12 protein-coding genes are annotated in these 14367 nt (G+C 63.1%); 2 read left to right on the top strand and 10 right to left on the bottom strand.

Going from position 1 to position 14367, the window contains the following annotated elements:
- Positions 1 to 5 precede the first annotated feature (5 nt).
- From ACUJ46_RS11025 to ACUJ46_RS11065, 9 genes are all read right to left on the bottom strand, one after another.
- Positions 6 to 809 (bottom strand): DUF502 domain-containing protein, encoded by an 804-nt coding sequence (locus tag ACUJ46_RS11025; protein WP_445390538.1) that lies wholly within the window; start codon positions 807 to 809, stop codon positions 6 to 8.
- Positions 806 to 1861, bottom strand: coding sequence for a 3-isopropylmalate dehydrogenase (leuB, locus tag ACUJ46_RS11030; RefSeq protein WP_445390539.1), 1056 nt, complete (start codon positions 1859 to 1861; stop codon positions 806 to 808). The genes ACUJ46_RS11025 and leuB overlap by 4 nt, the downstream gene beginning before the upstream one ends.
- Positions 1861 to 2472: a 3-isopropylmalate dehydratase small subunit gene (leuD, locus tag ACUJ46_RS11035; RefSeq protein ID WP_445390540.1), complete on the bottom strand. Its 612-nt coding sequence runs from the start codon at positions 2470 to 2472 to the stop codon at positions 1861 to 1863. The genes leuB and leuD overlap by 1 nt, the downstream gene beginning before the upstream one ends.
- A 55-nt stretch (positions 2473 to 2527) precedes the next feature.
- Positions 2528 to 4270: a DUF885 domain-containing protein gene (locus ACUJ46_RS11040; protein WP_445390541.1), complete on the bottom strand. Its 1743-nt coding sequence runs from the start codon at positions 4268 to 4270 to the stop codon at positions 2528 to 2530.
- A 117-nt stretch (positions 4271 to 4387) separates the two neighbouring features.
- Positions 4388 to 4885: an Hsp20/alpha crystallin family protein gene (locus ACUJ46_RS11045; protein ID WP_445390542.1), complete on the bottom strand. Its 498-nt coding sequence runs from the start codon at positions 4883 to 4885 to the stop codon at positions 4388 to 4390.
- A 223-nt stretch (positions 4886 to 5108) separates the two neighbouring features.
- Positions 5109 to 5648, bottom strand: a complete 540-nt coding sequence (gene ppa / locus ACUJ46_RS11050; protein WP_445390543.1) for an inorganic diphosphatase — start codon at positions 5646 to 5648, stop codon at positions 5109 to 5111.
- Positions 5649 to 5839: 191 nt separating this feature from the next.
- Positions 5840 to 8482: a TonB-dependent receptor gene (locus ACUJ46_RS11055; RefSeq protein ID WP_445390544.1), complete on the bottom strand. Its 2643-nt coding sequence runs from the start codon at positions 8480 to 8482 to the stop codon at positions 5840 to 5842.
- Between the two features lie 214 nt (positions 8483 to 8696).
- Positions 8697 to 10175 (bottom strand): phospholipase D-like domain-containing protein, encoded by a 1479-nt coding sequence (locus ACUJ46_RS11060; RefSeq protein ID WP_445390545.1) that lies wholly within the window; start codon positions 10173 to 10175, stop codon positions 8697 to 8699.
- Positions 10176 to 10271: 96 nt separating this feature from the next.
- A complete protein-coding gene (locus ACUJ46_RS11065; protein ID WP_445390546.1) occupies positions 10272 to 11441 on the bottom strand; it encodes an acyltransferase family protein in 1170 nt (389 codons plus the stop codon).
- A gap of 68 nt (positions 11442 to 11509) precedes the next feature.
- On the opposite strand from ACUJ46_RS11065, the gene ACUJ46_RS11070 reads away from it, so the two are divergent.
- Positions 11510 to 12394, top strand: a complete 885-nt coding sequence (locus ACUJ46_RS11070; protein WP_445390547.1) for a LytTR family DNA-binding domain-containing protein — start codon at positions 11510 to 11512, stop codon at positions 12392 to 12394.
- Between the two features lie 51 nt (positions 12395 to 12445).
- Positions 12446 to 12709 (top strand): DUF2190 family protein, encoded by a 264-nt coding sequence (locus ACUJ46_RS11075; RefSeq protein ID WP_445390548.1) that lies wholly within the window; start codon positions 12446 to 12448, stop codon positions 12707 to 12709.
- Between the two features lie 60 nt (positions 12710 to 12769).
- On the opposite strand, the gene ACUJ46_RS11080 is transcribed toward ACUJ46_RS11075, so the two are convergent.
- Positions 12770 to 14367: hypothetical protein (locus ACUJ46_RS11080; protein WP_445390549.1), on the bottom strand; the 1598-nt coding region annotated here is incomplete at its 5' end.

Here is a 14367-nt window from a genome sequence, read left to right on the forward strand (position 1 = left end):
TGCAATCAGCGCCCGGCCTCGCCATCTTCGGCAGCAGGCGGCGCCATGCCCGCTGATGGCGTGATTGTGGCCGGCGGGGTCGTTGCGGGGCCTGCCGGTGCCTCGGGCGCGGCGGCAAGGCCGCCCGGCATCCGCATCTGGGGTGGCGGGGTCATGCCCATGGTCAGGTAGAGCCGCGCGAGATCCTCGAACTTCATGCTCGGGATCACCTGCACCTTTTCCACCGGCACGAGGATGAGGGCGCCGCCCACTGGCACCGGCGCGGTGGGAATCAGCACCAGCTTCGCCGGGCCACCACCGATGTCGAAGATTTCATTGGAAGCCAGAAAGGCGATCGTCTCGATTCCGCCGCCGAAGGTCACGCGGCAGACGCCCATGCTGGCCATCTGCTCCGACCGGCTGCCGCTCATGCTGCGCACCAGTTGCGCCACGGGCCGGTAGATGCCGCCCAGAATCGGGATACGCCCGATTCCGCTGTCGATGGCGTCTTCCAGAACCTGTTTTGCCTTGTCCCGCACCAGAAGGCCGAGAGCGGTGATGCCGGCCAGTAACAGCAGTACGCCGATGCTGAAGGACAGGAGCGGGCTCTCCGGTGCGCCGGTAAAGAGACGGCCGCCAGCCGTGATGATCTGGCCGATCACCGAATCGGGGCCGACAAAGGAAATCAGCTGGCTGAACACCCAGCCCAGCACGATGGCTGTCAGCAGCAGCGGCGCCAGGAAGGCGAGGCCGGTGAGGAAGGCGGATACGAGCCGTTTCGGCCTCAGCGCGCGGCGGGCGCGGCGCAGATGCCGGTTCTCGTCGATCACAGCAGCGCCAGAATGGCGTCACCCATGGCCGCCGTGCCGAGCGTTCCGCCCAGATCGCGCGTGCGGGCGCCCGCGTCGAGCGCAGCCTCGACCGCGCGCTCGACCCTGTCGGCGGCATCCGCCGCGCCAAGCGAGTGGCGCAACGCCATGGCAAGGCTGAGGATGGACGCGCAAGGGTTGGCCGCGCCCTGCCCGGCGATGTCGGGGGCGGACCCATGGATTGGCTCGTAAAGGCCGGGCCTGCCGGCATCGCCCAGGGCGGCGGACGGCAGCATGCCAAGCGAGCCGGTGGACATGGCGGCGAGATCGGACAGCAGATCCCCGAAGAGATTGTCGGTGAGGATCACATCGAACTGAAGCGGGGCCTTCACCAGCTGCATGGCGCAATTGTCGGCATACATGTGGCTCAGGGCGATGTCGGGATAGGCTTCGTCGCGCAGCTTCTGCACTTCCTCGCGCCAGAGAACGCCCGATTCCATGACATTGGCCTTCTCGACCGAGCAGACCTTGCCCGTGCGCCCGCGCGCCAGCTCGAAGGCCACCCGCGCGACACGCCGGATTTCCGATGTGGTGTAGCTCTGGGTGTTGAAACCGCGGCGCTGGCCATCGGGCAGCGTCTCGATTCCGCGCGGCTCGCCGAAATAGACCCCGCCAACCAGTTCGCGCACGAACAGGATGTCGAGGCCCTCGACCAGCTCGCGCTTCAGGCTGGAGGCGTCCGCCAGCGCCGCGAAGCAGCGCGCGGGGCGCAGATTGGCATAGACGTCCATCCGGGCGCGCAGCTTCAGAAGCCCGGCTTCCGGCCTGCGGTCATAGGCGACATCGGCCCATTTCGGCCCGCCAACGGCGCCCATCAGCACGGCATCGCTTGCAAGGGCCTCTTCGAGCACCGAATCGGTCAGGGGCACGCCATGGGCATCGATCGAGGCGCCGCCGAAGGCCGCCTCGGCGATTTCGAGGCCCGGCAGGGCGAGCGCATCGAGAATGCGGCGGCTTTCGGCCGTGACTTCCGGGCCGATTCCATCGCCGGGCAGGAGAAGCAGACGGGGCATCAGGCGGCCTCCTGCCGGCGGGCAGCGCCCGCAACCCAGGGCCGCTCGGCTGCCAGCCGGGCTTCATGGGTCGTGATCTGGTCCGCCATGGCCAGCGTCAGGCCGATTTCGTCCAGGCCGTTCATCAGGCAATGTTTGCGGAAGGGGTCGATCGGGAATTCGAACCTGTCCTGATAGGGGGTGGTCACCACCTGGGATTCAAGATCGATGGTGATCGGCTGGCCTTCTGCGGCCACCTCCATCAGCCGGTCCACCTGCGCCTGCGGCAGCGCCACGAGCAGCAGCCCGTTCTTGAAGCTGTTGCCCGAGAAGATGTCGGCAAAGCTCGGCGCGATCACGGCGCGGAAGCCCATGTCCATCAGCGCCCAGGGGGCATGCTCGCGGCTGGAACCGCAGCCGAAATTATCGCCGGCGATCAGGATCGGCGCGCCCTTGTTCTCGGGCTTGTCGAAGACATTCTCCGGGTCTTCCCGCAGGTTCGCGAAGGCGCCCTTGCCCAGCCCCACGCGGGTCACGGCCTTCAGGAAGCGCGCCGGGATGATGACATCGGTGTCGACATTGGCGGCGCCGAAGGGAACGGCACGGCCGGCGATGGTGTTGACAGGTTCCATGGCCAAGACCCGTAGTGAAGTTTTGGCGACTGGAAAAGGGCCGGCATGCCCCGCCTCAGCTCGGCGCCTGATGCGCGATCCAGTCGCGCGCCCGTTGTTCCAGCAGGTCGAGCGGAAGCGGGCCGGCTTCGAGCACCATGTCGTGGAAGGCGCGCAGGTCGAAGGCTCTGCCGAGCCTGCGCTCCGCGTCCGCCCGCAGCTCCCGGATCTTCAGCTCGCCGATCTTGTAGCCAAGGGCCTGCCCCGGCCAGGCGATATAGCGGTTCACTTCCGCCTCGACATTGGCCCGGCTGAGCGCCGTATTGTCGAGCATATAGGCAATCGCCCTGTCGCGGCTCCAGCCCTTCCAGTGCATGCCGGTATCGACGACCAGCCGCGTCGCGCGCCACATTTCGTAGGACAGGCGCCCCATGTCGCGCGCGGGGGTGTCGTACATGCCCATTTCGATCCCCAGCCGCTCGGAATAGAGGCCCCAGCCCTCGACGAAGGCGGTGAAGAAGGCGGCGTGGCGACGGAAGGGCGGCAAGTCGAGTTCCTGGGCCAGCGCGATCTGGTGGTGATGGCCCGGCACGGCTTCGTGGATGGTGAGCGCCGGAAGCTCGAACAGCGGCCGCTCGTTCAGCTTGGAGGTGTTCACATAATAGGTGCCGGCCGTGCCCGTGGCTGCCGAACCGGGCATGTAATAGGCCGTCGTCGTGCCGGGCGCGATGTCGGCCGGAATGTCCCGCAGCGTATAGGGCAGGCGCGGCAGCCGGCCGAACAGGCGCGGCATCCAGCCATCGGCGATCTTGGCCTGCCGGCTGGCGGCGGCCATCAGTTCCTCAGGCGTTTTTGCATAATATGCAGGGTCCGTCCGCAGATGGGCGACATAGGCCTCGCGGCTGTCGAAGCCCGCCTGTTTCGCAACCGTCTCCATCTCGGCCCGGATGCGCGCGACTTCGTCCAGGCCGATGGCATGGACCTGATCGGGCGTCAGGCTGGTCGTCGTTTCCTGCGCCACGCGCCAGACATAATAATCCCGCCCCTCGGGCCGGGCCGAAACGCCCACCGCCTTGGCGCAGACAGGCAGATAGTCCTTCGCGAGGAAATCGGCGAAGCGGATATAGGCCGGGTTCACCTTCGTCTCGACTAGGGCGCCGGCGCGCGCCTTCAGCGCCACCCAGTCGGCTTCTGTCATGCTGGCCGGGCGGCTGGCATAGGGCGCCATGAAACGCGACGTGGCGACCGGCTCGGCCAGCTGGCGCACGCCCGGTTCCAGCCCGTCCAGCACGGCGCAGGGCAGCACCTGTCCGGCGCTGATGGCAAAGCGGGTGGTGGCGATGGCCTGCTCCATCTGGGCCGGAAAGGCTTCGAGCCGGGCAAGATAGCTTTCATGATCGGCGCGGGTGAAGAAGGGAAGCTGGCGCGGCAGGCTGGAGAACCAGCTGTGGAAGCCCTCGCGGTTGGTGAAGAGCATGGCGCGCGCGGCAAAGCGGTTGCCATCCACCTGCCGGGCGAGAACCCGGTCGAGGATGTCGGCCGAAACCCGGTCTTCAGCCGAGAGCGCGCCTTTCGGAATCGCGGCGAGGCGCTTGCGAAAATCCGCCGCGCGGGCGGTGGCCCGGTCCATCGCCGCCAGCGACAGGTCATCGAGCCTGTCGTCGTGCCCCCGCTCCCCCACGAGGGTTGCGTTTACCGGGTTTTCGGAAAGCCACCAGGCCCAGTGGTCATCTAGAAGCGCGCGGAAGTCGTCAGCCGGGGCGGCCTGGGCAGCCCCGGCGGCCAGTAGCAGAAATCCTGCGGCGGCTGCCCTGAACATTCTCTTTCCCTTTCCCTGCATGGGAAAGGGAATAGGCCGGGCGGGCGGGCCTGTGAAGCGCGGCCTTTCAGGAAGGCCGGATCAGCGGACCGCCCCACCCTTCTGTCAGGCCTGCCGTCAGGCCTTCTTCACCTCGATCTTGCGGCCGCCATTGCCCTGTGCCGCCGCACGCGGAATGGTCACCTTCAGCACACCATTGTCGAACCGGGCTTCCACCTTGTCCTCTTCTGCCTTGAAGGGAAACTGGAAGCGGCGCAGATAGCTGCCGCGGCTGCGCTCGACGAGATGATATTTCCGCTTTTCGTCATCTTCCGTGCGCTCGGCGGAATGCTCGGCCCTGAGCGTCAGCACGCCATCCTCGATTTCGACATGGATGTCCTTCTCGGCGATTCCGGGAAGTTCGGCGGTCAGTTCAAGCCCGCTTTCGGTCTCGGCAATATCCACGCACGGGCTGAGAAAGCCGTTTCCTGCCGACAAGGCCGGCGGAAGCTGCCAACTGCAGCCATAATCCTCGAACATCCTGTCCATCTCGCGCCGGAGCATCGAGAAGGGATCGGAGCCGGTCGTCTGCTCGACATGGCCGGTGCGGAACGGAATGAGGGAACGAAAATCCATCATCTTGTCTCCTGTCACATCGGCGCGACCGAGGAGGCAAGGCCGAGCAGGCGCGCCACCAGCCCGGCAGCCATGACAGCCAGAGCCATGGCCTGCCGCACATCAAGAAATGGGATATTGGCAGATGCCGTCAAGAGGATTGCGCGGGAAATGGGAAACGCCCCGCCCCCGATGGGGAGCAGGGTTTACCGTTCCAAGGGCAGGCCCCGAAGGGCGCTGCCGGTCAGGCCGTCTTGGCGGCCTTTGCGCGCTCGATCGCCGCCGCAACCATTTCTTCCGCACCCGTCACATCGACAAGACGCGAAATCTTGGCCCACTTGCCCTTTTCCAGATCCTTGTAGTGCTGGAAGAAGTGGCCGATCTGCTCGATCAGGACAGTGGGAAGATCGGTGTAGTTGCGCACATTGGTGTAGAAGGGGTGGAGCTTGTCCACCGGCACGGCGATGATCTTCTCGTCCCCGCCGCTTTCATCTTCCATCATCAGCGCGCCGATGGGCCGGCAGCGGATGACGGAGCCGGGCACGACGGCATGCGGACCCACCACGATCACATCGCAAGGGTCACCGTCATCGGACAGGGTGTGCGGGATGAAACCATAGTTTCCGGGATAGAACATGGCCGTGTGCAGGAAGCGGTCGACGAACATCGCGCCCGATTCCTTGTCCAGTTCATATTTCACGGGAACGCCGCCCATCGGAATCTCGATGATGGCGTAAACGTCCTTGGGCGGGTTTTCCCCGATCGGGATCTTGTTGATATCCATGGCGCGGCCCCTCTCGCTGCAAGGGCGCTCCGGGTCAAGCCCCGCGAGCCCTGTTTGAAGTGCTGAGATTGCAGCGAATGGCAAACAGCCCCGCCAGTGCGGCAGGCGCCTTGCAACCAGAAGAAAGGGCCGGGAGGATCCCCCCCCGGCCCCTTGAAGCTGGCAGGGCCGAAGCCCCGCGACAGCCCGGTTCAGAAGCGGACGCGGCCGGTGATTCCGAACATGCGCGGTTCCCCCGGGAAGGTGACGAAAAGCGCGTTCGTATTGTTCTGAAGGCCGCTTGCAACGCCCCGGAAGGTGCCCGAGCCCTGCAGCGGCATGTCCGCGCCGATCTGGAAATACTGCTTGTTGAACAGGTTCTGGCCCCACAGTTCGACCGACCAGCGGCGATCCGGCCCGGCGATGCCGATGCGGCCGTTCACGATCACATAGGCATCCTGGATCTTCTCGATATCGAGGTCGGAGCCGGTGTTGGTATCCGACTGGAAGCGATAATCGACGTAGACAAGGCCCTTGAGACCGCTATCCCCGAGATCCGGTGTCCAGGAGGCGGAACCGGACATCACGAACTCCGGCGCGTTCGACATGCGGCGACCCGGAAGCTGGAACAGGGTCGGCGCCAGCGGACGGCCCTGTGTGCCCACCAGATTCGAAGCGAAGCGTGTATCCGTGTAGGTCAGGCCCTGGGTGAAGGACAGATTGCGGATGGGCGAAGCCGACAGTTCGAGCTCCACCCCCTTCGAAGACACGCCGGGCTTCAGCCGGTCCGGGGCGCAGGCGCCGGTCAGCGCCGAGCCATCCGAATCCGCACCACCAAGATCATCGCGGCAGGCCTGGATGTTCGTCACCTCGAAGTTGACGCCATTGTAGGTGTTCAGCTGGAAGTCGTTGAAATCCTGCTTGAAGAGGGCAAGGTTCGCCGAGAAACCCGGCTTCGAGAACTTCACGCCGAATTCATAGGCATCGACCGTCTCGGCAGAGAATTGCAGGTCGGTCGCCTCCGGGCGGGCATTGCCGCTCGTGTAGGCCGGGCGCGCCAGTTGCGCAGCGCAGGCGGCCTGCTGGGCTGCCGTGCCCGCATTGGGGTTGCAGACCGGATCGAGCGCGGAGCCGTCAAGGTTGAAACCGCCCGCCTTGTAGCCGCGTGCCCAGCTGCCATAGACCATGACATCCTCGTTCGGCTTCCAGGCGAGGGAGGCGGTGCCAGTCCACTTGCCCTCGCTGATGCGGGTGCCGACATCGCCCTTGCTGAAGCCCGGTCCACCAGTCGAGTTGATGGCACAGGGCAGCGCCGCCGCCGTGGACGCGATGGCGCGGAGCGCGGTGCACAGCTGGTTGCTGCTGTCAAACACCGATTCAATGGTCTTGCGTTCGTTGGTGTAGCGCGCGCCGAGCGTCAGGGTCAGCGTGTCGGGGATGATGTCGATCACATTGTGGGTGAAGAAGGCATAGTTGCGGCTGTTGTGCCGGAACCAGCCATCCCCCGTAGACCCGGTGCCGGGCAGGCGCGGCGCGCCCAGCGCTGCCGCAAGATTCGCATAGCCCGGCCACACGCTTGCCGGCAGGTTGGTGCAGCGCGGAACCGCCGGATTGAGCGTGCCGGGGAACGCCGCGTTCAACGCGTTTGCAACAAGGCAGTCCCCGAAGCGTTCGCTGTCGGCGCCGAACTGGATATTATCGGAAAGGAAGAGTTTTTCATCCGAATAATAGCCGCCGACAAGCCAGTCGAGCCGGTCCTCGAACAGGGTGCCCTGCATCCGCAATTCCTGGCTGAAGGTGCGGAAGCGGCGCTGGAAATCGGTTCGCGCCCAGATGTCGAGGTTGCTGAAATCGCCATCCTGCCCCTGGACATATTCATAATCCCGGTAGGCGGTGATGGAGGTGAGGGTGCCGATCCCCGTGGACCAGTTGATTTCGCCGGAAAGACCCCAGTCCGTCGAATCGCCACTGTAGCTTGAGGAGGGGCTGACGGCGACCTTGAACAATTCACCCGGCTGTATCTGGGAACCAAGCGCGCGCAGGATCGGCAGAAGCGTGTTGGGTGATGTGATCACATTGCCATCGGCATCGCGCGAAAGCGAACCGGCATCGAGCACGGACGCGGCGCAGCACTGCTCGTCACGGCCGGCATAATCACCGATGATGCGGATGGTGACATCAGGGCTCGGCTCCAGCAGCAACTGGCCGCGCAGCATCCAGCGGTTGCGGTCGTTGAAGTCGCGGCCGGTGACCACGTCCTTCATGTAGCCGTCGCGCTTGTGGAACAGCCCCTCCAGCTTGGCGGCGGCGAAGCCTTCGGCGATCACGCCGTTCACCATGCCTTCCACGCGGATATTGTCGTAATTGCCATAGGTCACCGCAGCCGAGGCGGCCGTCTCGAACGCGGGTTTCTTGGTGGTGACGTTGATGATGCCGGCCGAGGCGTTGCGACCGAACAGCGTGCCCTGCGGGCCGCGCAGCACCTCCACGCGCTCGATCTCGCCAAGGTCGGAAAGGCCGGTGCCCGTACGCGAGCGATAGACGCCATCGATGAAGAGGGCGACGGAGCTTTCGAGGCCCGGGTTTTCACCGACGGTGCCGACACCACGAATTCGCGCGGTGAAGCTCGCCTCGGAGGTGGCGCCGGACACAAGCAGGGAGGGCGCCAGCTGGTTGAGCGAACGGATGTCGGTGGTGCCAGCGTTGGTCAGCTGGTCAGCCGAAAGAGCCGAAACCGCGATCGGAACATCCGACAGGGCCTGTGCACGGCGCGTCGCCGTCACGATGATGTCGCCTGCCACGGCAGGCGCCTCGCTCACGCGTGGCGCATCCTGCGCCTGCGCGGCAAAGCTCATGGTCAGGGAACATATGGCAATGACGCCAGACGCAGATGTCAGGCTGTAGGCTCGCTTCATGGTGACTCTCCCCAAGGAATATGTTTTCCCTTGTCACGAAGCTGCGCCTATCACTTTTATTGTGCAATATGCCTTCACAAGGCGCAGGAAATTTCAGGCCCCTGTGGCAGAAAGTGCACAGTGACCCTCCCCCGCTTACCCGAAAGCAGCACGCCTAGTGGCGACGATGCCGCCGGAATCGCGCCCGCAAACGGCCCCATCCCTTGAAGAGCCCGCGGCGGTCTGGATGCTCGAACAGGTCTTCAGGCCCGTTGGGATCCAGGATTTCATTGTCAGCAAGCCATTCCGAAAGGGCTGAAAGCTCTGGCAGCCTGTAGGGATGCAGGGAACGCCCTTCGCCGCGCAGGGCGTCTATGGTGGCGATGAGGGAGCCTGTGGCCTTCACCTTGCTGCTGACAGTGCCTGCAGGCACATCCAGATGCTCGGCCAGCAGATCATCGCGCAGGGCTTCGATCGCAGGTGCCAGATGCTCCAGGCCGGGCAGCCCGGCTGACAGGATGACATCGCATTCCGTATCCAGCCTGAGCGAGCGGTTGTTCAGATTGGACGAGCCGACCCTGAGCAGCCTGTCATCCACCACCATCACCTTGGCATGGACATGGATGGGCGCCCCGCGCGCGGTGCGCGGATGATAGATTCGAAAACGGTCCTGCGTGTCGAGTTTTTTCAGGGCTTCGAACAGCCTGGCGCGCGCCGTATCCATGGCAAGCGGCTCCAGCCAGCCTTCCGATTCCACCGGGTTCACGATGACGATTTCCGGACCGTCCGGCTCGACAAGGCGTTCGGCGATGGCGCGTGCGATACGCCGGGACGCGAAATACTGGCTTTCGACATAAATGTGCCGGCGCGCCATCGCGATCATGGCCACATAGGCGGCCTCGATCTCATGCACAGCCTCCTGCCCGTCCATGGCCGGTATCGTGCGTGCGATACCGAGCTGTGCGTTCGCGAGGCCCGGCTCAAGCCCCTCAGGCCAGCAGTCATGCTGCTCCTTGCAAGGCGGAAGAATCTCGCCGGTGGCGGCCTGCCAGCGCGTGCGCGCCAGATCACCTATGGCGCGGGCGGCCGGACCATCAAACAGGCTGGTTGCATCATGCCATGGGCCATAGGGGCTTCCATCCGGCTCGATGCGCTCGGGGTTGTCATCGAGGTGTGCGCGCGTGTCCCAGCGATCGACCGTCATGTCGATCCCGCCGCAAAAGGCGAGACTGTCATCGATCACGATGATCTTCTGATGGTGCGCGCTGGCAACCGGGTGGGCGGCGTCCAGCCTCAGGGTAATACGCGGGTGCATCTTCCACCGAAGGATGGACAGGATCGAATTGCCCCGGAACATGGCCTTCAGGGCACCCGTATCCCAGCGCAACAAGCGGATCTCCAGCCCGGGCGTTCGATCCGCGAGCCAGAGAATGAAATCCCCCAGACATTCGGGCCCGCCATCCTCCGCATCGCCGATGCGGATGCGCGGATCGAAATCCCAGCCGATCAGCAATATGCTCCGCCGCGCCGACAGCATGGCCTTGCGGGCGGCAACGAAATAATCGGCCGCATCCACGATGAAGCGGAACCGACGGGCTGGTTCGATGCGCCAGCAGGTTTCACCAACCGTCAGAATGGCCCGCTCTCCCGTCATGCCCTGCCGTCAATCGAGAACATGGATATCGTCTCATGGTTCCATGCACTGCAGGATGAAGCAAGCAGACAGGCACCCGCATGCATTGCGCGAGACTCAGGCGGGCCGCCTTGTCCTGATCGCCACGGATTTCAGCCCCAGGAAAGGCCGTAACCAGGATGTCCGCCTTGCCAGTTCATAAGCAAGGCCGCAGCCAAGAAGCGTCGACAGCAGGATCCCTGCGAACTCCATGGATGGCCCAACACCCGCCTGCTTCAGATGAAAGCCGACTGCTATGATGATAGTCTGATGCACGATGTAATATGGGAAAATTGCCTCGGTCAGATAGCGACGGACGGGGCCGTCATGATGGAATCGGCTTTGCGCCAGCCCCAGCAGCCCCAGCAGCCCCAGAATCATGGACCAGGCGAGAATGGCCCACGATACCGGCAATGCCACGGCTTCAGCCGCAAGCCAGAGGCCTGACATCTGAATCCAGATCATGGCTGTAAAGGCCAGGACCGATGCGGCCAGACACTGTTTCCAGTGGTCATGAATGACACGCCACGCAGTTTGCGAGCGCGCAAGACCGATGCCGAAGAAGAAGGCAAACCCGTAAACGGCGTGCGCATAGGGATCATCGACCAGCGCGTGTGTCTCTCCGAACGCAGGGAGGAGAAAGATGCGCGCGAGCGACAGCCAGATGAGCGGCAGAATGAAGAGACGCCAGCCCGAAAACAGCGTGTCGAACAGCGTCTGAAGCCCTGAACGCGCACGATCCGGCAACGCAGCCAGAAGACTGAATATCATGGAATAGGCCCACAGATAGGCAAGGAACCAGAGATGGTTCCATGTCGGCAGGGGTGTGCCGCGGCTGGCGCCGAATTCCAGATAATCGACCAGCCAGAAGCGAAGAAACCCTTCCTGATAAGCACCCCTATCGCGCAGTTCGAACCATGGCTGCGGCGCAACGAAGATCAGCATTCCGGCCAGAAGCGGTATGAGCAGCCGCGATGAACGACTGGCGGCAAAGTTTCCCGGCGTGGCCAGCTTGATGATGAGTGACCGCGAGACGACGCCCGAAATCAGAAAGAGCAGCGAAAGGCGCCAAGGGTTTACGGCCATCATTGGCCAACGCAACCATTCCACCGGCTCCGCTGTCTTTACGTGCCAGCCCCATGGAACGAAGAACATGCCGATATGGTAGAGGATCAAAAATCCGAATGCGCCGATCCTGAGCCAGTCAAGGCCATATTGCCGGCCATCATGCATGGCACGCTGTTGCATATCGATCTTCCCTCGCATCTAATGGCAGCGAAGCATTATGGCGGGCTTGGTCCGGGTGCTGCCGGGAAGTGACAATCGGCGGTCCCGATGTGCTGGTTGCAGGGGGCAAATTGACGAGCGGCGGCGACAACATGCCCAGCGGTGGATCAAGCCAGCGGTGGCGTGACCATCGCGCGCTGACCGCTCTTGCCTATCTGGCGTTCGGGTCTGTTTACATGATCGTCAACGCCACCACTCTCATCGATCAGAGAGTGGCGCTGGGAATACCGATTGAGGCCTGGAAGGCCTGGTTGCTGGAGTTCACAAGCCTTGTGGCCTGGCTGATCCTGCTTCCACTCATATTGTGGCTTGGAGAACGGTTCCTCGCCTGCCGTCGCCTTGTGCATCAGATAGTTTGCCATGCGGCAGCATGCTTTTCACTCTCGCTCGCGCATACGGCGATCATGGTCATCCTGCGCGCCGCCACGTTCGCATTGGCGGGCGAGGAATACAGCCTGAGTCAGTCGCCCGTCGACAGTCTCGTCTTCGAACTCCGGAAGGACGTGATCACCTATCTATCAATCGTCCTTGTCTTCACGGTCGCAAGACGTCTTGTCGCAACCCAGGCCCCTTCAACCAGGGAGCATCAGGCATCACAGGCCCTTATAGAAGTGCGGGATGGAACCCGAACCTTCCTGCTCAAGCCAGATGAAATCGATTGGGTCGAAGCCGCAGGAAACTATGTCGAGTTGCACGGCCTGTTCGGAACAAAAATGGCGCGGCGAACGATAGCAGACACGGAAGAGAAACTTTCGACTTACGGATTTGTGCGTGTGCACCGCTCTAGAATTGTTCGAAAATCGGCCATCATCTCAATCGAAACGCGCCAGTCCGGCGACTTCGACATTCTACTCCGATCGGGCGCAAGGATAGGCGGCAGTCGTCGTTACCGAGGCCGCCTGCAGGGAGAATGAAGCGACCGGACGAGACATGACCAATGCAGGTTACCGACAGGAACGGCCTGATTGTACTGTGAGCAATATGGCACGTGGCCTTGCCAGCATATTATCCGCCGCGTCGAACTCTCCACCACCGGCGTATTCCAGCTGCCGAAGGCCAGCGCCGCCGTGCTGACCGTCGGCGCGCGCGTGGCGTGGGACAACACGGCGAAGGAAGTGACCTCACCGGCCGTGGGGCGCTTTCCCATCGGCGTCGCCGTCGAGGCGGCCGGGAATGGCGCTATCAGCGTCGCGGTGCGGCTGGATGGAATCGCGACGGCGGCGGCGTGAGGGCCGCTCAATCACCAAGCTTCGTGAGGCCAAGTGTGCGCTCGATTTGCTTCCGGAGGTTCATTGGCCCCTGTTCTCGCTTGGGGTCTTCGGGAGCGTGATGGAGTCAAGGCCGTCAAAACCCTTGTTCGCTTCAAGTCGGATATGCTTGTTGTCTGACTTCTCCGTATAGCCATGTCGGGCGAGGAGCGAAGTCAGTTCACTGGCAACCCGCTTAGGGTCTTTGGTCGCTCGCGCAAGATCCTGTGAGAGTTCGGCGAGCGCGGGCGACGCGGGTAGGCGTTCGACAACACGCTGAAAAATAGCTTTGGACCTTGCGTCCAGCCCGATCTGGTCTGCGACAGACAACGTCGTTTTTGCCGCAAATCGAAGCCTGTCAGATATCTCGCCGGAATAAACCTCCGGACCGACCCTCTGAACTAGATTGTCGATGGAGAAATCGGCCTCATCCGTGCCGAGGCTCGCAGCAGGACTTGCGCTGACCTGCTGCTCAAGCTCACGGATTCTGTCATGTAGGTTGTCGATCCGCTCCTGGTGCAGCTGGTTCCATTCTGCCTCGGTCAGGCTATCCTTCTCACGTTCACGCTGAACGCGGAGAGCCTGCTCCTGCAGCTCCGTCCAGTCCCATCCGAAGGCTGGCATCTGACTCCGCAAAGACGACGCCGCTGCCACAATCGCGGTAACCAGATCTCTACCGTCTTGGATCTGCCACCCGAGATAGTATCGCCTAACGATACCCTGTCCGGGAGCTGACAAACCAATCGTCCCCCCATAGGCGTTGCGGCCCTCGGTCTCGTCGCGAAGCTGAAACGAGAACGCTCGATCTGGTTCGACAACGACATGCGCGATCCCGCCGAGGTCATAGGAAAGCTTCTCGATTTCCCGCTGGCTGAGCAGCCAGGAAGATACCCCAGTCGCAGAGACGTAGACGGTTGGAAGCCATTTCGCCGCATCGCCCAGAGTCACTGATTTCGCTAAAGCAAGGCCTGCATCATTGTTCTCAAGCCAAACAGGCTGGTCGGTGACACTGAACTGCTGGTCTTTTCCTCCCCAACCGTTTTTCAAGAGCGCCTTGATCAGATACGGCTTTCGCGGGGTGTCGAGTCGTGCGCCCGGTGTTGTAGCGATGCACTGGGTCCGAAGGCGGACCAGGTCCTGCCCACCCTCTGCGGAAGCACGTTTCAGGACGCACTCCGTTCGCCAAACACGCCCGAGATCATCGGGAAGGTCGTGCCGAATACCGATGGCAGTCCAGCCATCTCCGGTCCGCAACTCCCGCATGCGGAGTTCTTCGCCGCTATTCGAGCGGACGTGAACATTAGCTCTGTCAAGCTCAGCCTCAGACTTACTCGAAAGCACGGTCTGATGCTGCATACCGCGGATCCAAGCGACCACTTCCGCCACGAAGGCAGCCCGGTTGTCGCTGGGGATTACAGGGAACTCGGTCGAGAATGGAAGCATATGGGAATGATCGTGAATCCGCGGCCGGCGGTCAATCCAGAAAGGCGGCAATCGGTCCAGATGGCACTCGCTGGCGACCGCGAACGCCTGCGGAACATCCACCCCATTCCGTATCGCATCCGTCTTGCACGGAGGAATCGGGGATGTTCGTAAGCGTTTGGGATCTTGAGGAGCGTTCGGGCCGGTCTTGCGACACG

Source organism: Sandaracinobacteroides sp. A072 (assembly GCF_052616365.1).